At 70.2% G+C, this 17,979-nt stretch carries 21 protein-coding genes; 9 read left to right on the top strand and 12 right to left on the bottom strand.

The annotated features are described in order from the left end of the window. Positions 1–62: 62 nt before the first annotated feature. Positions 63–1,151: a DUF5685 family protein gene (locus BLT23_RS28905; RefSeq protein WP_090054507.1), complete on the bottom strand. Its 1,089-nt coding sequence runs from the start codon at positions 1,149–1,151 to the stop codon at positions 63–65. Positions 1,152–1,201: 50 nt separating this feature from the next. Here BLT23_RS28905 and BLT23_RS28910 point away from each other — a divergent pair, with 50 nt between their 5' ends. Continuing rightward, positions 1,202–1,711: a ribonuclease FAU-1 family protein gene (locus BLT23_RS28910; RefSeq protein WP_090054509.1), complete on the top strand. Its 510-nt coding sequence runs from the start codon at positions 1,202–1,204 to the stop codon at positions 1,709–1,711. Positions 1,712–1,976: 265 nt separating this feature from the next. Beyond that, the gene (locus BLT23_RS28915; protein WP_245744286.1) at positions 1,977–2,318 is read left to right on the top strand and encodes a DUF402 domain-containing protein; all 342 of its coding nucleotides are present in this window, start codon (positions 1,977–1,979) and stop codon (positions 2,316–2,318) included. On the opposite strand, the gene coaE is transcribed toward BLT23_RS28915, so the two are convergent. The 3 genes from coaE to rpsA form a co-directional block, all read right to left on the bottom strand. Then, positions 2,294–3,442, bottom strand: coding sequence for a dephospho-CoA kinase (gene coaE, locus BLT23_RS28920; protein WP_090054514.1), 1,149 nt, complete (start codon positions 3,440–3,442; stop codon positions 2,294–2,296). The two genes, BLT23_RS28915 and coaE, sit on opposite strands and share 25 nt — an antisense overlap. Positions 3,443–3,452: 10 nt before the next feature. Then, the gene (locus BLT23_RS28925) at positions 3,453–4,070 is read right to left on the bottom strand and encodes a hypothetical protein (RefSeq protein WP_090054516.1); all 618 of its coding nucleotides are present in this window, start codon (positions 4,068–4,070) and stop codon (positions 3,453–3,455) included. Positions 4,071–4,235: 165 nt separating this feature from the next. Beyond that, the gene (rpsA, locus tag BLT23_RS28930; RefSeq protein WP_090054518.1) at positions 4,236–5,726 is read right to left on the bottom strand and encodes a 30S ribosomal protein S1; all 1,491 of its coding nucleotides are present in this window, start codon (positions 5,724–5,726) and stop codon (positions 4,236–4,238) included. Between the two features lie 179 nt (positions 5,727–5,905). Here rpsA and BLT23_RS28935 point away from each other — a divergent pair, with 179 nt between their 5' ends. The 5 genes from BLT23_RS28935 (at position 5,906) to BLT23_RS28955 (ending at position 10,863) form a co-directional block, all read left to right on the top strand. Next, positions 5,906–6,739, top strand: a complete 834-nt coding sequence (locus tag BLT23_RS28935) for a class I SAM-dependent methyltransferase (protein WP_090054520.1) — start codon at positions 5,906–5,908, stop codon at positions 6,737–6,739. Positions 6,740–6,749: 10 nt separating this feature from the next. Beyond that, positions 6,750–7,670, top strand: a complete 921-nt coding sequence (locus BLT23_RS28940) for a GNAT family N-acetyltransferase (protein ID WP_090054521.1) — start codon at positions 6,750–6,752, stop codon at positions 7,668–7,670. A gap of 78 nt (positions 7,671–7,748) precedes the next feature. Beyond that, a complete protein-coding gene (locus tag BLT23_RS28945) occupies positions 7,749–8,378 on the top strand; it encodes an ATP-binding cassette domain-containing protein (protein ID WP_090054524.1) in 630 nt (209 codons plus the stop codon). Then, positions 8,375–10,291, top strand: coding sequence for a YhgE/Pip family protein (locus tag BLT23_RS28950; RefSeq protein ID WP_090054528.1), 1,917 nt, complete (start codon positions 8,375–8,377; stop codon positions 10,289–10,291). The genes BLT23_RS28945 and BLT23_RS28950 overlap by 4 nt, the downstream gene beginning before the upstream one ends. Next, positions 10,288–10,863: a TetR/AcrR family transcriptional regulator gene (locus BLT23_RS28955; RefSeq protein ID WP_090054530.1), complete on the top strand. Its 576-nt coding sequence runs from the start codon at positions 10,288–10,290 to the stop codon at positions 10,861–10,863. Before BLT23_RS28950 ends, BLT23_RS28955 begins: the two co-directional genes overlap by 4 nt. Positions 10,864–10,866: 3 nt before the next feature. Here BLT23_RS28955 and BLT23_RS28960 read toward each other — a convergent pair whose 3' ends face one another. The 6 genes from BLT23_RS28960 to BLT23_RS28985 form a co-directional block, all read right to left on the bottom strand. Further along, positions 10,867–11,379, bottom strand: coding sequence for a Rossmann-fold NAD(P)-binding domain-containing protein (locus tag BLT23_RS28960; RefSeq protein ID WP_245744287.1), 513 nt, complete (start codon positions 11,377–11,379; stop codon positions 10,867–10,869). Beyond that, positions 11,376–11,948, bottom strand: coding sequence for a P-loop NTPase family protein (locus BLT23_RS28965; RefSeq protein ID WP_090054533.1), 573 nt, complete (start codon positions 11,946–11,948; stop codon positions 11,376–11,378). The genes BLT23_RS28960 and BLT23_RS28965 overlap by 4 nt, the downstream gene beginning before the upstream one ends. Before the next feature lie 68 nt (positions 11,949–12,016). Then, complete coding sequence (locus BLT23_RS28970) at positions 12,017–12,220, bottom strand: cold-shock protein (protein WP_090054535.1); 204 nt, start codon at positions 12,218–12,220, stop codon at positions 12,017–12,019. A gap of 170 nt (positions 12,221–12,390) precedes the next feature. Beyond that, positions 12,391–12,906, bottom strand: a complete 516-nt coding sequence (locus BLT23_RS28975; RefSeq protein WP_090054538.1) for a hypothetical protein — start codon at positions 12,904–12,906, stop codon at positions 12,391–12,393. Positions 12,907–12,997: 91 nt separating this feature from the next. After that, positions 12,998–14,470, bottom strand: coding sequence for a DUF8189 domain-containing protein (locus BLT23_RS28980; protein WP_143036080.1), 1,473 nt, complete (start codon positions 14,468–14,470; stop codon positions 12,998–13,000). Between the two features lie 129 nt (positions 14,471–14,599). Beyond that, a complete protein-coding gene (locus BLT23_RS28985) occupies positions 14,600–15,115 on the bottom strand; it encodes a GNAT family N-acetyltransferase (RefSeq protein ID WP_090054545.1) in 516 nt (171 codons plus the stop codon). 75 nt (positions 15,116–15,190) lie between these two features. On the opposite strand from BLT23_RS28985, the gene BLT23_RS28990 reads away from it, so the two are divergent. After that, complete coding sequence (locus BLT23_RS28990) at positions 15,191–15,640, top strand: winged helix-turn-helix transcriptional regulator (RefSeq protein ID WP_090054547.1); 450 nt, start codon at positions 15,191–15,193, stop codon at positions 15,638–15,640. On the opposite strand, the gene BLT23_RS28995 is transcribed toward BLT23_RS28990, so the two are convergent. Next, positions 15,634–16,239, bottom strand: coding sequence for a TetR/AcrR family transcriptional regulator (locus tag BLT23_RS28995; protein ID WP_245744288.1), 606 nt, complete (start codon positions 16,237–16,239; stop codon positions 15,634–15,636). The two genes, BLT23_RS28990 and BLT23_RS28995, sit on opposite strands and share 7 nt — an antisense overlap. Positions 16,240–16,303: 64 nt before the next feature. On the opposite strand from BLT23_RS28995, the gene BLT23_RS29000 reads away from it, so the two are divergent. Continuing rightward, positions 16,304–16,741, top strand: coding sequence for a DUF1453 domain-containing protein (locus BLT23_RS29000; RefSeq protein WP_245744290.1), 438 nt, complete (start codon positions 16,304–16,306; stop codon positions 16,739–16,741). Positions 16,742–16,751: 10 nt separating this feature from the next. On the opposite strand, the gene BLT23_RS29005 is transcribed toward BLT23_RS29000, so the two are convergent. Beyond that, positions 16,752–17,819, bottom strand: a complete 1,068-nt coding sequence (locus BLT23_RS29005) for an Hsp70 family protein (RefSeq protein WP_090054556.1) — start codon at positions 17,817–17,819, stop codon at positions 16,752–16,754. Between the last annotated feature and the right edge of the window lie 160 nt (positions 17,820–17,979).

Genomic DNA, 17,979 nt, shown 5'->3' on the forward strand with positions numbered 1-17,979 from the left:
GCAAGCACGTTACGCCGAGGGTCCGACAATTTCAGATCGCGCCTGGTCAGAGCCTTGAACGACTAGTCGCAGGGACAACAGCAGCAGTCGCAGCTCCCGCAGTCGCAGTCACAGTCGCAGCCACCGCGGCGCTTGTCGCTCCACGGGCCGGGGAACGGGTCGCGGCAGCAGAACTGGCACGTCCCGCACTGGTAGAGGAACGCGCCGCAGCCCGCGAAGCACCCGCGCGGACGCGGCTGCCAGTTCAGCTTCGGGTACGCCCACAGGCCGCTGCCGGGATCGGACCAGGTCGGCTTGTGCGGGTCGCGGCCCTTGCGGCCGAACACGCGGATCACCGCCTCCTCCAGCTCGTGCACCATCAGCTTGTGCACCAGCCGCCCGTCGGTGAACTCGACCTCGTCGAGCGCCAGCCGGATGCCGGTCAGGGCGTCCAGGCAGAGCCGGTGCGCCTCCTCGACCGACGTCCCGGTGGCCGTCAGGGGGTTCCAGGCGCCGGACGCGCGGTCCTCCTCCAGGTCCTCCGCGGCGTCGATCAGGTGCGCGACCCGTCCGAACAGGCGGCCCACCTCGCGCAACGGCTCCGCGTTGCCCGGCCGTCCCGCGATGACCGCCGTCTGCGCCAGGGCGAACCCCGTGGCGGTCTCGGTCGGCTCCGTCACGGCGAGCACGGAGCTGCCGAGCCCCGCAGCCTGCTCCACGAGCGGCTGCCTGCGCACCGTCTCCACCATCACCGAGGCGTCGAAGCCCAGGTCGGAGGCGGTACCGAGACCCTTGTCCGCCCAGCGCCGCGCGACCTTGCGGCTCGCCCAGCCCATCCGGGCGGCGAGGCCGTCGCCGTCGTCCACGTGGTCGTGGATCTTCAACGACGCCAGCACGAGCGACACCGACGCCGCGAGCCGCGCCCCGGACCCGATGGCCACGTCCGCGGACTTCATGCCGCGCAACGCACACGGCCCCGCGGTCCGCCGGGAGACCTCCGACTGGGCCTCCACGGCGGCCGAGATCACCAGACCGTCGTAGTTGGTGACGAGGCGCGCGAGGTGGCCGTGCTCGTCGCGCAACGACAGGCACATCCCGCACAGGTGCGCGAGCCACGCGGACCGCAGCTCAGCGCCCAACCTGTTGCGGCAGGGGCGGATGATCCCGAACATGCGCGGAATCCTAAGTGGCCGGAGGCCGCGACGATGGCAGTATCGGCGACGTGGCACACATCCATCCGCCGAAGATCGAGTACTTCGACCTGGACGCCAAGAGCAACACCGATCCGAAGGGGCAGCTGCGCAGCGTCGACGAGTTCCGGCTCACCCCGGCCGGCCTCTACATGGTCCGGCCGCTCGCCGGGCACCCGAAGATCAGCCACTTCGAGAGCTGGTTCCTGCCCAAGCTCAACCTCCGCGTCACGCGGCAGTCGTGGCACCCCGGTCACGAGCTCGACTTCGACTTCTACGTGGACGTCGTGGAGATCAACGCGATCGGCAGCGTGTGGAAGACGACGGATCTTTACCTGGACCTGATAGTCCGAACGGGTAGAAGTGTCACGGTTCTCGACACCGACGAACTGATAGCCGCGGTCCAGCACGGCCTGCTCACGCCGGAACGCGCGCAGTGGGCGCTGGAAACCACCTACACGGCGGTGTCCGGAATTTCAGCGCACGGTCACGATGTTGTCAGTTGGCTCGCCTATTCGGGTTGCCCCACGACCTGGCGTTGATACACGGAGTGTAGTCGTCACCTGAACGTGACGTAACAAATCAACCCGCAGTGTTACTGGCAGCATTTATATGACTACCCTCGGCGCGGTGGGAGCGGTTACTACACCTCAGCTGGTCGATGTCGTCGACACCTATTCAGGCGTCCGTGCGTATTCGTCCGGCGGCACACGGACGCTCAGTTCGTGCGAAGTCGAACGCTGGGGTCTGCGAATCGAACATCCCACCCCCGAGGACCCCTTTTCGGACTCCGAGGTCACCTGGCTGATGCCCGATCTGGGCCTGCGCCTCACGACCTACCGCGGCCGCTCCCGGCACTCGCGGGTCAGCCCGAGCGTCCTGTCCGCGGTGCGGGTGGAACGCGACCACCGGCACTGGCGGACCACCGACCTGCTGCTCGGCCTCGCGGTCCCCGGCGGCTCGACGCCCCGCATCGTGCGCACCGAGGAGTTCGCCGCGGCCGTGGCGGGCCGGGTCCTGCGCCCCGGTGACGCCGACCAGGCCCTCCGCACGGTCCACCGCGCCCTCGAAGAGCTGAGCAACGTCAACCACAACCTGACGTCGTGGCTGACGTGGCACGGCATCTACGACGCCTGGCCGCCCCTGTAAGCCTCGACGCGCGCCGCGGCCGCCGCCATCCAGGGCTCCTTCGCCTCGCTGTAGGCGGCCCCGTCGGCGTCGGCCGCGAACCGTTCGGACAGCCCCAGCTTGATCTTCGCGTACTCCTCGCGCGCCGCGTCGTCGTGCCGGAGCCAGTCGCGGAAGTCCAGGGCCCACCGCCAGTTCGCGGCGCCCTCGACGCGCAGGTGCAGGTGCACGCGCCGTCCGGGATCGGCGCCGGCGTGCAGCCGCTTGTCCCAGTTCCCCTCACCGCGTGGCGTGTCGACGTATGGCCCCATGTACGGGAACCCGGCCTGCTCCAACGCGCCCCGCAACGAGTCCGCCGCGTCCATGTCCTCGACGGCCAGCTGGAAGTCGAGCACGTCCTTGGCCGCCAGACCGGGCACCGATGTCGACCCGATGTGCTCCACACGCCGCCCACCGGCCGCCAGAGCGATCCTCCGCGCGATCCGCCGCGCCTGGGCGGGCCACGTCTCGTCGTACGCCACGACGACCGGCGCCCCGCCGGCGACCGTCCGCGTGCGGACGTTCTTCTCGAACGCCACCAGCCGGTCCCACAACGCGGACACGTCCGGAACCTCACCGCTGTTGTCGAGCCACACGTCCGCGACCGCCCGCCGCTGCTCGTCCGTGGCCTGTGCGGCGATCCGCTTCTCGGCGTCGGCGCGGTCCATCCCCCGGCTGCCGACGAGCCTGCCCAGCCGCGTCTCGGTGTCCGCGTACACGACGACCACCAGGTGGTAGGCCGCGGCCATGTCCCGCTCCACCAGCAGCGGGATGTCGTGCACGACGATCGCGTCCTCGGGCGCCTCGGCCATCCGCTGCGCGGTGAGCGCCCCGATCCGCGGGTGCGTGATGCCGTTGAGGGTCTGCCGGGATTCCTCACTGGCGAACGCCTTGGCGGCGAGAGCGGCCCGGTCCAGCGTCCCGTCGGCGGCGAGCACGTCCTCGCCGAACGCCTCGACCACCTCGGCGAGCCCTTCGCTGCCGGGTTCGAGCACCTCCCGCGCGAGCTTGTCCGCGTCGACCACCACGGCACCGCGCTCCGCGAGGAGCCTCGCGACCGTCGACTTCCCCGACCCGATCCCGCCGGTCAACCCCACCCTCAGCATGCGGGCCAGGTTAGACGGGCGGCGTCATCGACCGTTCGGCGAGTACGGGCAGCACGGCGGTGAGCCGGTCGGCGGGGAGGAAGTTGTTGCGGTTCCGCACGACGAACGTCGACTTGCCGAGGGACCCGATCAGCAACTGCTCGTCCTTGCCCTCGATCAACGTCCCCTTCTGCTTGCCCACGTCGACCTCGGTGATCTTCGCCCCGTCGGTCCGCTCGGCGTCGACGCTCTCGGCCACCCTGGTCTTGGCGGTGGCCTCGTCCGTGTAGGTCGACAGGCCGATGACGATCTTCGCGTCCGGCAGGTTCCGCTTCTCGGGAATCCCGTAGTAGCAGTCGATCTTGCCCGTCCGCCCGATCCCCGGCTCCTTGATCCCGATGATGATGCGCGGCTCCCCCGGCAGCTCCTGCCCGAGCGTCGCGTTCATGACGTCGGCGGGAACCACGAGGTCGCAGTCGTCCGGCAACGGCCGGTCCACCATCACCGGGGCCTTGGTCGGGGTCGTCTGCGGCGTGATCTTCGGGATCTGCGGCGGCGGCGCGGCCGTCTGCGGCCCGGCCTCCGCACAAGCGGCACACACCGACAGGGCCACCGCGCCCAGCGCGACGAAGATCAGATTCCCACGCATAGGTTTGTCAACCTACACAACGGACTTCACCCTCCACCACAGGTCGGGGGCGTCGCAGGAGGACGAACCGCCCGGTCGGGCGACAGAGCCGATCGACCGCGAGCCCCGGACGACAGAAGGCCCCCGCACCACGAGGGTGCGAGGGCCTTCCGCTCAGAACCTAGCTCACATGCCGCCCGACAGCTTCTCGCGGAGAGCCGCGAGCTGCTCGTCGGAAGCGAGCGTGCCACCCGACTGGGCCGGCGCACCGACGGAGGTGGACGGAGCGTCCCCACCGGAGGTGTAGTTGCCGGCGCCCTCGGCGGACGCCTCTTCCTCGGCCTCGGCGGCCTTGCGGATCTGCTTCATGTGGGCCTCGTAACGAGTGTGCGCCTCGGCGTACTGGCGCTCCCACTCCTCACGCTGCTTGTCGAAGCCGTCCTGCCACTCCTGGGTCTCCGGGTCGAAGCCCTCGGGGTAGATGTAGTTGCCCTGGTCGTCGTACTCGGCGGCCATGCCGTACTGGGTCGGGTCGAACTCGGTGTCGACCGTGAAGCCCTCGTTGGCCTGCTTGAGCGACAGCGAGATGCGGCGACGGTCGAGGTCGATGTCGATGACCTTGACCATGACGTCGTCGCCGACCTGGACGACCTGCTCCGGGATCTCGACGTGGCGCTCGGCCAGCTCGGAGATGTGGACCAGGCCCTCGATGCCCTCGTCCACGCGGACGAACGCACCGAACGGAACGAGCTTGGTGACCTTGCCCGGCACGATCTGGCCGATCGCGTGGGTGCGGGCGAACTGGCGCCACGGGTCTTCCTGGGTCGCCTTCAGCGACAGGGAGACGCGCTCGCGCTCCATGTCGACGTCGAGGACCTCGACCGTGACCTCCTGGCCGACCTCGACGACCTCGGACGGGTGGTCGATGTGCTTCCAGGACAGCTCCGAGACGTGGACGAGACCGTCGACGCCACCCAGGTCCACGAAGGCACCGAAGTTGACGATCGAGGACACGACGCCCTTGCGGACCTGGCCCTTCTGCAGCTGGTTGAGGAACTCGCTGCGGACCTCGGACTGGGTCTGCTCGAGCCACGCGCGGCGGGACAGGACCACGTTGTTGCGGTTCTTGTCCAGCTCGATGATCTTCGCCTCGAGCTCACGGCCGACGTACGGCTGGAGGTCGCGGACGCGACGCATCTCGACGAGCGAGGCGGGGAGGAAGCCGCGGAGGCCGATGTCGAGGATGAGACCACCCTTGACGACCTCGATGACGGTGCCCTTGACCGGCTCGTCCTTCTCCTTGAGGGCCTCGATGGTGCCCCAGGCGCGCTCGTACTGGGCGCGCTTCTTCGACAGGATCAGGCGGCCTTCCTTGTCCTCCTTCTGGAGAACAAGTGCCTCGACCTCGTCACCGACGGAGACAACCTCGGCGGGATCGACGTCGTGCTTGATCGACAGTTCGCGCGAGGGGATGACACCCTCGGTCTTGTAGCCGATGTCGAGCAGGACCTCGTCCCGGTCGACCTTGACGATCGTGCCCTCAACGATGTCGCCGTCGTTGAAGTACTTGATCGTCTTGTCGATAGCAGCGAGGAAGTCCTCCTCCGTCCCGATGTCGTTGATCGCGACCTGCTTGGGCGCAGCGGCAACGGGGGCGGTGGTGGTGTCGGTGGACATTAGGTAGGTGGCTCCGGTACGGATTGGCATCGATGGCTGGTAGTGGTGCGCGCGCAGCGTCGCAGCGACCTGGAATCCCGACCGTTCTGGATCATGGGCAGCACTAACCCACTACGCACGCGATATCGTACGCGGCCGCCGGACCTGCGAGCAAACCAGGCCCCATGTGAAGGAGCAGTGTGTCCAACCAGCACGCGAGCGCGGAACAGGCGCTCGGCACCGCCGGCATCGTCAAGCGGGACGCCGGCGCGGCGGAGTCGCGCCTGGCGAACCGGATCTGGTGGGACGCGGACGCCGACGACTACCACGCGACGCACGGCGACTTCCTGGGCGCGGCGGACTTCGTCTGGTGCCCGGAGGGCCTGCGCGAGGAAGACGTCAGGTTCCTGGGCGAAGTCGCTGGTCAGCGCGTTCTGGAGGTCGGCTGCGGCAGCGCCCCGTGCGCGCGCTGGCTGCAGGCGAACCACGCGGAGGTGACCGCTTTCGACATCTCCGCCGGCATGCTCCGGCACGCCAGGAGGAGCAACGCCGAGACCGGCATCGACGTCCCGCTGGTGCAGGCCAGCGCCGACCAGCTGCCGTTCAAGGACGCGAGCTTCGACGCCGCGTGCTCCGCGTTCGGCGCCGTGCCGTTCGTGGCGGAGGTGCACGAGGTCTTCTACGAGCTGGCCCGCGTGCTCAAGCCGGGCGCGAGGTGGGTGTTCGCGGTGAATCACCCGATGAGGTGGATCTTCCCGGACGACCCCGGCCCGCTCGGCCTCACCGTCACGCAGTCGTACTTCGACCGCACCCCGTACGTGGAGGTCGACGACGAGGGCCGCGCCACCTACGTCGAGCACCACCGCACGCTCGGCGACTACGTGCGCGCGCTGACGGCGACCGGCTTCGTCGTGGAGGACCTGGTCGAGCCGGAGTGGCCGAAGGGCCACACCCGCACCTGGGGCCAGTGGAGCCCGCTGCGCGGCAAGCTGTTCCCCGGCACCGCGATCTTCCGGACCCGCCTGACGTCGTAACCTCACGCGCATGACCTCGGCACGCGGGCTCGTGGCGGCCCAGTCGGCTCGTTTCGCGGCGCTGGACCCGTTGCTCCCGCCTGCCGCCGAACCTCCGCTGGACGGTCATGTCCTGACGGCGGCGCTCGCGGACGGCGCGCGCGTCGCCGGGGTCGTGAGCCACCAGAGCTTCGAGCCGAGGTCGATCACGCAGCTGTGGTCCGCGGCGGAAGTGTGGGAGCTGCTCCCTCTCATCGGCACCACGCAGGGCATGGACGCGCTGCTCACGCGTTGGCGCAAGTACCTCGACACGCAGGACATAGGTGAGGACACGGCGTGTGTCGTGCACTGGCCGAGCCGTGACACGAGGGCAGCGCGCGCGTTCCTCGACCACGGCCTCGTGCCGCTGTCCGTGCTCGCCGTCCGGTTGCGAGCCCCTCACCAGCAGCTGCACCGCACGCTCACGATCCGCCGGGCCACCCCGAACGACCTCGAAGTGGTGCTGGAGCTGTCGCTCGCCGAGCTGGAGTACTCGTCGTCCGTCGGCTCGACGGTGGTCAGGCCGGACGCCGCCGCCACCAAACGGCGCGCGCTCGCCGAACGCCTGGCCAACGCGAGCCCGATCTGGCTGGCCGAACGCGACGGCATCGCGGTGGCCCTCGCCGAGTGCGCGATCGTCTCGTCCGCACCGGGCACGGCCGCCGCGGCACGGCTGCCGCAGGGCCGGTGGGGCTACGTGAACTGCGTCTCGGTGCTGCCCGGTGCCCGCGGCACCGGCATCGGCCAGCAGCTCGTCGCCCACGTGCACCAGGAGCTGCACCGGATGGGCACGGTCGGCACGTACCTCTACTACAACCCGCCGAACCCGTTGAGCAGCGTCTTCTGGCCACGTCAGGGCTACCGCCCGCTGTGGACCGTCTGGGAGGTACGCCCCGCCTCGGCTCTGAGGTGAGCTATGTCCGAGTTGCAGAGCGGCCCCGCACGGAGTTCAATTTGAACTGACCGGTCAGTTCAATGAAAGGGTCACGCCGTGGAGATCCACGCCAGCCGCGCGGGCGTCAACGGAGGACATGGTCCCCTGCTCCGGCCGACCTCGCTGACCGTGAAACCCGGTGAGCTGACGCTGGTCGCCGGTGAGCCCGGCACCGGCCACACCGCGCTGGCCCTGCTGCTGTCCGGCCGCCTCAAGCCCTCCACCGGCACCGTGTCGCCGGACGCGAAGACGCTGCGCGAGCGGGTCGTGCTCGTCGACGCCCCCGAGGTGAACGAGCCGGAGGAGGCGCTCAGCCTGGCCGCCGTCGTCGGCGAGGAGCTCGCGATGAACGGCAAGCCGTCCGGCCGCAAGGCGGTGCACGACTGGCTGGTCGAGCACGCCGCCGACGAGCACGCGGCCAAGCGCTTCGAGCACGTCCCGCCGCAGACCCGGTGCGCGGTGCTGCTCGAGCTGGCCGCCGCGCGCCCCGGTGCCACGGCGCTCGTCCTCGACTCCCCCGACCGCTACCACCCGCACCCGCACGAGTGGTTCGCCCTGGCGCACGACCACGTGACCCCCGGCCGGGCCGTAGTCGTCCTGTGCTCGAACTCCTCCGCCCGCATCCTCGACGTCCCGCACGCGCGCCTCGGTGAGGACAACACCACCCAGATGGAGATCACCGCATGAGCGCCCTCCGCATGGCCTTCAACGAGATCCGCCGGGTCACCTCCGGCACCCTCCCCCGGCTCGCCGTCCTGGGCCTCGCCCTCGTGCCACTGCTGTACGCGTCGCTGTACCTGTACGCCAACAAAGACCCGTACGCGAACCTCGGCAACGTCCCCGCGGCGCTGGTCGTGAAGGACAGGGGCGCGGAGAACCTGAACGCCGGCAAGGACGTCTCCGACGAGCTCCTGAACGGCAAGAAGTTCAACTGGCAGGTCGTCGACGACGCCGACGAGGGTGTGCGCAAAGGCAAGTACATCTTCGCCCTCACACTCCCGGAGGACTTCTCCGAGGCGCTCACGTCCTCGGAGCAGCAGAAGCCACGCCAGGGCGTGCTGACGTTGACGACCAACGACGCCAACAACTACCTGGGCAGCACGATCGCGAACCAGGTCGTGTCCGAGGTGCGCCGCGCGGTCACGGCGAAGGTCTCCACCGAGGCCGCCGACAAGCTGCTGCTCGGCTTCGCCACGATCCGCCAGGAGACGACCAAGGCGGCGGACGGCGCTACGAAGCTCGCCGACGGCGCCACGCAGCTGCGCACCGGCGTGAACGACCTCGACAGCGGCCAGCGCGAGCTGCTCGCCGGAGCCACGCAGGCCGCGACCGGGGCCGCCCAGCTCCGCGACGGCACCCACGACCTGCGCTCGCAGACCTCGACGCTGCCCGACAGCACCCGGCAGCTCGCGAACGGCGCACGTCAGGTCGCGAACGGCAACGAGACCGCCGCGGCCCAGGCCGAGGAGTACGCGAAGAAGGCCCAGGCGCTCGTCGGCGTGCTGGACCAGGCCAACGGCGACATCGCGGCCCGCCTGCGGGCGGTGGGCTTCACCGAGGAGCAGGTGCAGAGCGTCCTGGCCACGATCGGCCAGGTCCGCCAGCCCGTCGACGACGCCAACGCCAAGGTCCAGGGCGCCGCGGGTGACCTGCGCAAGCTCGCGGGTGGCGCCGACCAGGTGGCCGACGGCGCCGAGCTGCTCGCGTCGAAGATGCCCGCGCTGGTCGACGGCGTCGGCAAGCTCGACGACGGTGCCACGAAGCTCGCGGACGGCACCGCGCAGCTGCGCGACGGCGAGCAGCAGGCCGTGAACGGCACGACCAAGCTGAAGGACGGCGCGAACCAGCTCGCCGACGGCTCCACCGAGCTGCGCGACGGCCTCGCCGGCGGCGTCTCCAAGATCCCGGACAACGACGACCCGACCCGCGCGGCGATCGCCCAGACCATCGGTGACCCGGTCGCGGTGCGCGGACTGTCCCAGACGAAGGCCGACACCTACGGCGCGGGTCTCGCCCCGTTCTTCCTGGGGCTGGCGACGTGGATCGGCGCGTTCGTGCTGTTCCTGCTGCTGCGTCCGCTCTCACGCCGTGCGCTGGCCGCCGGTCAGTCGGCGTTCCGCGTCGCGTTGGGCGGCTGGTTGCCGGCCGCGTTGATCGGCGTGGTGCAGGTGCTGGTGATGTTCACGGTCGTGCGGTTCGTCGTGGACATCGAGCCCTCGAACCCCCTCGGCACGTTCGGGTTCCTCGTGCTGATGTCGATGACGTTCGTGGCGATCCTGCACGCGTTGAACGCGGCGTTCGGTGCCGTCGGCAAGTTCCTCGGCTTGGTCCTGCTGATCCTGCAGCTGGTCAGCGCGGGTGGCACGTTCCCGTGGCAGACGATCCCGGTGCCGCTGTACCCGCTGCACTACGGCCTGCCGATGGGGTACGCGGTCGACGGGCTGCGGCACCTGATGTACGGCGGTGACCTGGGCATCGTGGGTCAGGACGCGCTGATCCTTCTCGCCTGGCTGGCCGGGGCCCTAGCCTTGACGTCCGTGGCGGCCTACAAGCAGCGGGTGTGGACAGCGGCGAAGCTGAAGCCGGAGCTCGTGCTGTGAGCGCGCGGACGACGGCGACGAAGCAGAAGCTCTTCGACGCGGCGCTGAAGCTGGTCGGGGAACGGGGTGCCGCCTCGGTGACGGTCGACGAGATCGCCGCGGAGGCCGGTGTCGCCAAGGGCACGATCTACTACAACTTCGCCTCGAAGGACGCCCTGGTCGAGGCCCTGCTGCGGCACGGGGTCGAGATCCTCGCGAGCCGGCTGCGGTCCGCGGAGGAGGCCGACGACTCGCTGGAGGCGCTGGTCGACGAGATGCTCGGCTTCTGGGCCGACTACCCGGCGTTCGGCCAGCTGCTGGTCTCGGAGCTGTGGCGCACGCCCGGCCAGTGGCACGGCACCCTGTCGATGCTGCGCGACGACATCGTGTCGATCGTGCGCGGCCAGATGAAGCGGCTGTCCGACGCGGGTCGGCTGCCGGAGGGCGTCGAGGTCAGCACGGCGTCGGGAGCCCTGTTCGGCACGCTGCTGGTGATCGCGCTGGACTGGCAGGTGTTCCAGCCGGAACGGTCGCGGGCCGAGGTGCGCGAGTCGGTCATGCTGCTGGTGCGGGGGATGCGGTCGGCGCGCTGACGCTCAGCGGGTGTCCTCGTGGCGCAACGAGGGCGCTCGTCCCTCCAGCGCCCGTTCGACGGCGTCGAGCACCGCGCGGCTCGTGCAGCGCTCCGTCTCGTGCACGAAGTGGCCGAGCAGCACCTGCTGCGTGGGGTTCGGCAGGATCGGGTCCGGCACCGGGGTGCAGGTGTGCACCTCGACGACCGGGGCGCCGTCGGCCAGCAGGTGCCGGACGGCGTTGAGGACGTTCGCCCGATAGCTGGTGTGCACCCACGCGACCAGCAGGTTCACCGGTCTGCCCGCCAGCTCGTCCTCGACCTCGGCCGCGAGTTCGTGCGGGTCGGCCCAGTCGGCCTTGACCCACGTGGGACGGTGACCGCGGCTGATCGACGCCCGCGCCGCCCTGCCGGGACCGTCGTCGGCCATCAGCGGCCGGGTCCGCGACGGCAGCACGACGTGCCACCCGCGTTCCAGCAGCCGCCGTGCGCAGCCAGCCAGCATTCCGGTCCCGCCGAGCACCAGCGCAGTCCTCACCGAGCACGCTCCTCCCGGACCGCGGCCAGCGGCCCCGCCAGCCACCGTTCGACCTGGGCCTGCCCGCGCAGCCGCACGACGACGACCTCGCCGGTCAGGGCGAGCACCCTGGCCCGGTTGCGCCGGTAGGACTTCCAGCCCCACCGCAGGATGTGCCCGGAGTCCGTGAACACCGACCACAGCGGCGACTCCTGGTTACCGTTCCACAACTCCGCCCGGTTCGCCCGGCGCCGGACCGTGCGGCTGACCAGGCGGGCCATCACGGTCATGAACCGGTGGTCGAGCCACACCACGGTGTCCGCGCGCGGCAGCAACAGCGGGCGCGCGTCGGTGTACTGGTACTCGGTGACCCAGTGGTCCTCCCGCGCGAGCGCCTCGACCTCGGCGGCGAACTCCGGGCGCGGTGTCCACCGCGGACCCCAGTAGAGGCTGTCCAGCTCGACCCGGCGCAGCCGGCACCGGTTCGCGATGCGCAGGCAGAGCGTCGACTTGCCGGCTCCGGCGTTCCCGGCGACGAGGACCCGCCGCGGCACGTGCGGCAGCGGATCTGCTGGTCCGAGCAACGGCATCGGACCAGACCAGGGGGAAATGCGGCAGGGCCCCCGGGAATCCCGGGGGCCCTGCGCGTGACGACTCGTCAGAGAGCGGTCACGTTCGTCGCCTGCGGGCCCTTCTGGCCCTGCGTGATGTCGAACGAGACCTGCTGGTTCTCCTCGAGGCTGCGGTAGCCGCCGCCGTTGAGGGCCGAGTAGTGGACGAAGACGTCAGCGCCGCCGTCCTCGGGGGCGATGAAGCCGAAGCCCTTTTCGGCGTTGAACCACTTGACGGTGCCGTTGGTCATGTACTGCTCCTTCTGGTACTGAAGAGCGGGCCACACTGTGCGGCCGCTCCGGTGGTTGGTCTCGAGCCGACCACTCCCACCGCGAAGAAGGAGAATCGCTCGCAACTGAAGTTCGGCGAGCGTGCAAGACACGAACACAAAACCGCAACCAGAGACAACACTACCAGGTTTCAGCGGCGTTTGCGCTGAGGCACCGCGAACCGCTGTTGCATGAGCGAGATCCGGAAGATCAAGAAGCACGCCAGGGCGGCCGCTCCGAGGGCGCACGCCGTCGACAACGTCGAGAACACGACGTACAGCGGGGTGTCGAGCAGCAACGACTCCAGGACGTCGCACAGCACCATCGCGAGGAACGCGTACTGCCACGGTTTGATCAACGGGCTGGCGGCGCGCTGGTCGAACGCCACGTCGCGCTGCGCCGGGTCGCTCGCCTTCCACACCTGCGGCACCGTCCGCACGCCGTGCAGCGCGATGGCCTCCGCGTTGTGGGTGGCGCCGCGGAACCACAGGTAGGACACCACACCGGCGGGCAGCACGAGCACGATGGCGAGGAAGCTCCACGACGACGACCCGCCCTGCCAGTCGTTGACGGTGCCCCAGACGGACTCGGCGGCGACGAGGGCGATCAAGCCCATCGCCGCGTATCCGGTCACCCGGACGTCCCTCAGGTCGATGTAGGTGTCCAACGCACTACCCCCGAACACAGCGGACCTCGCGGGAGACTACCGCCCCCGGACCGCGCGGCGGTTCCGCCAGGGCCGTCCACAGTGGACGAGGTCAGCCGATGGCGCGGTCGCTCAGCAGGGCCCACTGGCTCCAGCCGGCCTTCTCCTTGTAGAAGCGGCGGATCAGCTTGCCGTCGTCGGTGCGGGCGAAGACCTCGATGGTCTTGGTCTGGGCGTGGTACATCGCGGACGGCGCCTCGGCGACCTTGGTGGTGCCGAGCTTCGCCCACGCGGTCCAGCCGCTGCCGGTCGCCCGCGCGTGCTCGACCACGCCGTTCTCGCCGAGCTGCACGACGTCGATGGAGCCGGTCGTCGAGTTGAAGACCGCGGACGGCGCACCGATGCCCGTGCCTCCGAGCGACTGCCACACACCCGCCGCGTACTGCTCGACGCTGCCGGACGCGGTGCGCACGAAGACCTGGCCGACGGCGACGCTCGGGTCGCTGAGGATCTTCTTGTCGCCCTGGTCCTGCCAGGCGGTGCCGTCCCACTTGACCAGCTTGTCGTCGGCCGAGCGGGCGTAGACGTCCTGACCCGCGACGGCGGGGCTGCCCTGGACCTTGCGGTCGCCGAGCGGCGCCCACGCGTCGGTGAAGCGCAGCAGCGTGCCGTCCTCACCGCGGGCGAGGACCTCGACCGCCTTGGTCTTGGCGTTCCAGCTGAGCACCGGGTCGCCCGCGACGACCGCGTCGCCGAGCGCGAGCCACTGGCCGTCGACGCGGCGGTAGACCTTGCCGTCCGTGCCGCGCGCGAACACCTCGACGATCTTCGTCTCCGGGTTCATCAGCGCGACCGGGTCGCCGGCGAACAGCTCCGGCCCGAGCTGCTGCCAGCCGTTCCAGCGGCTCGTCTTGTGGAAGTTCGTGATGATCGTGCCGTCCGCGGCGCGCGCGAACACCTCGAGCTGCTGCTGACCGGTGTTCGAGATCTGCGGGCCCGCCTCGACGACCGTCTTGTCCGTCACGGGCGTCTCGCTGCCGGCGCTCGCGCCGCCGGACTCGACGAGGTTGTTGTAGCGCAGCGGCACGTACTTGCGGGCCGTGCTCGCGCTCCAGACCCGCTGGACCGGCCTGCTGCCGTCGGGGCCGGCCTGCTCGCGCACGATCGGGCGCGTCTTGGCGGCGTCGGCCCAGCCGATGAACAGCGCGACGTGGTTCTCGCGGTCGTTGAGCGCGTCGCCGGGGCGCAGGTCCTCCCAGTCGATGCGGTGCGCGACCTGCTCGAGGATGTGGGTGGTGTAGGAGATCCGCAGGCCCCAGGCCATCGAGACGAAGCCGGAGCAGTCGGTGCGGTAGGCGCCGTACTTGTTGCCGAAGCAGTCGCTCTGGCTGTAGGGGACGCGGGCGCTGATCCACGTGCGCGAGCGCGCCAGGATCTCGCTGCGGGTGATCTTGGAGTTGGCCTCGTACGTCCCGCAGAGCACGCCGCCCTCCGCGGCGGCCGCCTCCGCGACGTCGGGCATGGCGAGCGTCGAACCGAACGTGATGGCCGCCGCCGCGACCGCCAGCATCCCCCACCTCTTCATGGCGGTCACCGTAGCAAGGCGATGTGAAGTCCCGGTCCGGTCGAACGTCTTGTGTTCCGGGAGTCCGCGCCGGTCAACCGTGAACGACCGCCCGCGCGGGCACCGATCTCCGCCCTCGGGACGGGACCCTCAGCCACCCAGCAAGCTGTTCACCAGGTCGGCGTCGGTGATCTCCGCGGTCGCCCACGCCAGCGGGTAGCTCAGGTGGACCGTGTCGTCCTCCCGCGTCAGCCGCACGCCGGGCAGCACCTTCCGCACGAGCTCCAGCATGGCGCGGTTGTCCGGCAGCACCTCGCCGTGCAGCTCGGCGACGCCCATCCGCGCGGCGACGGCCGACAGCTCCTCCAGCAACCTGCGGCCGATGCCCCGGCGCTGCCAGAGGTCGACCACCGCGACCGCGATCTCGGCGCTCCCGCACTCGCCGGTCCTGATCAGCCGCGCGATCGCCACCGGGGTGCCACCGATCCGGGCGCACAGGGCCGCGTGCCGCTCGCCGTCGACGTCGGTCAGCGCCCGGCGGGCGGACGCGGTCAGCCGCGGCGTCGGCGAGTGGAACCGCAGGTAGCGGCTCTGCGCGGAGAGGCCGGCGAAGACCGCGTCGACGGCCTCGCCTGCGGTGTCGCGGTTGAGCTCGGTGACGCGCATGTGGACGACCCCCTGAGTTCGGAATCCGAACTGTAGCTGAGTTCGAAAAACGAACGCAAGGGATATCCTGGGGTCATGTCGTACGCGAGTTTCGCCAGCCTGCCGTGCACCCTGGGCCGCCCCGCGGCGCTGCTGGGCGAGCGCTGGACGCTGCTGCTGCTCCGCCAGATCTTCCTGGGAACCCGCCGGTTCGAGGACTTCCAGTCCTCGATGGAGATCTCGCGCAGCGTCCTGACAGACCGCCTCAACGTGCTGCTGCAGGAAGGCGTGCTGAAGCGCGTGCCCTATCAGGCCGATGGCCGCACACGGCACGAATACCGGCTCACGGAGAAGGGCAGGGACCTTTACCCCGTGCTCATGGCGTTGCGCACGTGGGGTGAGAAGTGGATGGCGCCCGACGAAGAAGAGTCGTTCCACCTCCACCACCGCGACTGCGGCGGCGACGTGCGCGCGAAGGTCGAATGCACGGAGTGCGCCACCGAACTGACCGCACGCGACGTGGTTGTGACACCGAGGACTCAGTAGCTCAACGACTCCAGATGCCTGCGCAGCACGGACATCGCGAGGTCGGGCGTCATCCGGTCCGGGTGCAGCACTCCGTCGACGGTGAGGCCGTTCAGCAGCGACGCCAGCCGCTCCGCCTCCAGCCCCAGGTCGAGCGAGGCCGAGATCGTGCCGGCCTCGGCCATCAACGACACCGCGCGCAGACACAGCCACCGCAGCCCGTCGTAGAGCCGTTCGGCGTGCGGCAGCAGCGAGGGCCGGGTCCTGGCGGCCGTCGCGAAGGCCAGCCACAGCACCGCCTCGTCACGACGGCGTTCGTCGAGCGGCAGGACCTCGGAGAGCACGCGTTCCGCCGGGCGGCGCGGGTCCGAGCGGTCGTCGAGCGACCGCACGTGCGCCGCGACCCGGTCCTGGATCGAGTGGATCAACGCGTCGACGGCGAAGATGATCATGTCGTCGTGACTGTCGAAGTAGTGCCGGACCGAACCGATCGCGAGCCCCGCCTCGACCGCGACGTTGCGCAGTGACGCCTGCTCGACACCGTCCCGCACGACCACCCGGAACACCGCCTCGGCGACGGCCTGGCGACGGGCGGCGGGATCGACGACTCGGGGAGACACCGCCTTTTTGTAGCACGACTCTGCTAGTTTAAGTAGCAGGGTCATGCTACTTAGGGGGAGCTTGATGACGTACGCGCTGATAGCGGTGGGTGTCCTGTACGTGCTGGTGCGCAGGTTCCGGGGAGAACCGCTCAACGCCCGCGACCTGCTGGCGCCGCCGGCGTTCCTGTTGTTCTTCGGCATCCGCGCCGTCGAGGAGTTCCACGTCATCTACCTGCTTCCGCTCATCACCGGGTTCGCGTTCGGCGCGTTACGAGGGCTGACGATCGGCTTCTTCAAGCGGGACGGCTACCTGTGGCAGCGCTACACGCCGTGGACGCTGGTCGTGTGGGTGACGTCGCTCGGCACGAGCATCGGCCTCGGCATGCTGATCGACGAACACGCGCCGACGCCGCTGTCGATCGGCGTGAGCATGCTCGGTGAACTGTGCGTGGTCGGCACCAAGGCGCTGCGCACCGGCGTCCCGTTCGCCCCGAGCGAGGTGCCGCGAATCCGGTCCTGAGGGCACGCGCTCACTCGATGAACGGCAGTTCAGCCGTCCCAGGCGCTTCCAGCCGCACACTCGTGTTCTCCGTCATCACCTGACGCGGAGCCATCGCCTCGTGTGCGGCCCATCCTCCTCCGAGGACGAGCGCGAGGAGTCCGGCAGCGATGAACGGCGTCGTCGGAAGATGCCGCTTCTCGTCCTCCTGCCTCGGCAACGGCACCTCGACCGCCGGCTCCTCCACCGGTTCCGGCTCCAGCCGCCGAGCCTCGGCCAGCGCACCCATCGCCGCCGCACCGTCGGGCGCCCGCAGCACGGGAACCCGGAGCCGCGCCGCGATCTCCTTGGCCACCAACGGAATTCGCGACGAGCCACCGACGAGCAGAACGACGTCGGGCGGACCCGACCCGGCACTCGCGGCGACCCGTTCGAGCACGTCGACGGTCAGCTCCACCACCGGCCGGACAACCGCCTCGAACTCCAGCCTGCTCAACCGGACCTCGCGCACCTCGCCGCTCTCCGCCCCGGCGCCGTTCTCCGCGACGTACGGGATCCGCACCTCCGGGTAGCTGCCGAGCAGCTCCTTCGCCTCGGCGCAGCTGCGCACCAGCTCCCGGCTGTGCGTCCCGATCTTCGCGATCACGTGCTCCGCCACCAGGTCGTCCAGGTAGGACCCGCCGACCTCGACCCGTTCCGGCAGACCGGCCAGCAGGAACACGCCCTGCTTGCGCAGCACCGCGATGTCACACCCGGTGGCGCCGAAGTCGAACACCGCGACCGTGCCGTGCTCGGGCACTCGCGCGTCCTCTTCGAACGCGATGGCGGCGGCGTGCGGCGCCGGCACGAACAGGACGTCCGCCCGCCCCTCGTCGACGAGGTCCTGGCGAAGCTGCTCGAGGTGCTCGTGCGGCCAGGTCACCGGATGCGTCAACGCGACCCGGCTGGGCGGCTCCCCGCGCCGCCGCGCGAGCTCGCCGAGGGCGACGGCGATCTCCCTCGCCGGGGCACCGCAACGGCGCCTCGTCGTCGTGACACCGCGGTCGGTGGCCACCGTGGTGCCTGCGGATCCGAGATCGAGCCCAACCTGGTACGGCATAGCAGGTCTCCCTCATGCGCGGACACCCACCACACGTACGCCCCGGCCGACGCGGTTCACCCGCGCACGGGACGCGGTAAGCCGACACGGCAGGCACCCGGCTGACCGACCGTCAAGGCAGCCCGGAGCGGGCAGAGCAGCTGCCCCCGGCTCACCACGC

The organism is Lentzea fradiae (genome assembly GCF_900100955.1).
GTDB lineage: Bacteria > Actinomycetota > Actinomycetes > Mycobacteriales > Pseudonocardiaceae > Lentzea > Lentzea fradiae.

Coding starts and splice junctions, on each gene's coding strand:
- BLT23_RS28980 (WP_143036080.1), bottom strand. CDS start 14,470: ATGAAGAGGTGGGGGATGCTGGCGGTCGCGGCGGCGGCCATCACGTTC.
- BLT23_RS28940 (WP_090054521.1), top strand. CDS start 6,750: ATGACCTCGGCACGCGGGCTCGTGGCGGCCCAGTCGGCTCGTTTCGCG.
- BLT23_RS28925 (WP_090054516.1), bottom strand. CDS start 4,070: ATGCGTGGGAATCTGATCTTCGTCGCGCTGGGCGCGGTGGCCCTGTCG.
- BLT23_RS28990 (WP_090054547.1), top strand. CDS start 15,191: ATGTCGTACGCGAGTTTCGCCAGCCTGCCGTGCACCCTGGGCCGCCCC.
- BLT23_RS29000 (WP_245744290.1), top strand. CDS start 16,304: ATGACGTACGCGCTGATAGCGGTGGGTGTCCTGTACGTGCTGGTGCGC.
- BLT23_RS28915 (WP_245744286.1), top strand. CDS start 1,977: ATGCCCGATCTGGGCCTGCGCCTCACGACCTACCGCGGCCGCTCCCGG.
- BLT23_RS28985 (WP_090054545.1), bottom strand. CDS start 15,115: ATGCGCGTCACCGAGCTCAACCGCGACACCGCAGGCGAGGCCGTCGAC.
- BLT23_RS28905 (WP_090054507.1), bottom strand. CDS start 1,151: ATGTTCGGGATCATCCGCCCCTGCCGCAACAGGTTGGGCGCTGAGCTG.
- rpsA (WP_090054518.1), bottom strand. CDS start 5,726: ATGTCCACCGACACCACCACCGCCCCCGTTGCCGCTGCGCCCAAGCAG.
- coaE (WP_090054514.1), bottom strand. CDS start 3,442: ATGCTGAGGGTGGGGTTGACCGGCGGGATCGGGTCGGGGAAGTCGACG.
- BLT23_RS28950 (WP_090054528.1), top strand. CDS start 8,375: ATGAGCGCCCTCCGCATGGCCTTCAACGAGATCCGCCGGGTCACCTCC.
- BLT23_RS29005 (WP_090054556.1), bottom strand. CDS start 17,819: ATGCCGTACCAGGTTGGGCTCGATCTCGGATCCGCAGGCACCACGGTG.
- BLT23_RS28965 (WP_090054533.1), bottom strand. CDS start 11,948: ATGCCGTTGCTCGGACCAGCAGATCCGCTGCCGCACGTGCCGCGGCGG.
- BLT23_RS28970 (WP_090054535.1), bottom strand. CDS start 12,220: ATGACCAACGGCACCGTCAAGTGGTTCAACGCCGAAAAGGGCTTCGGC.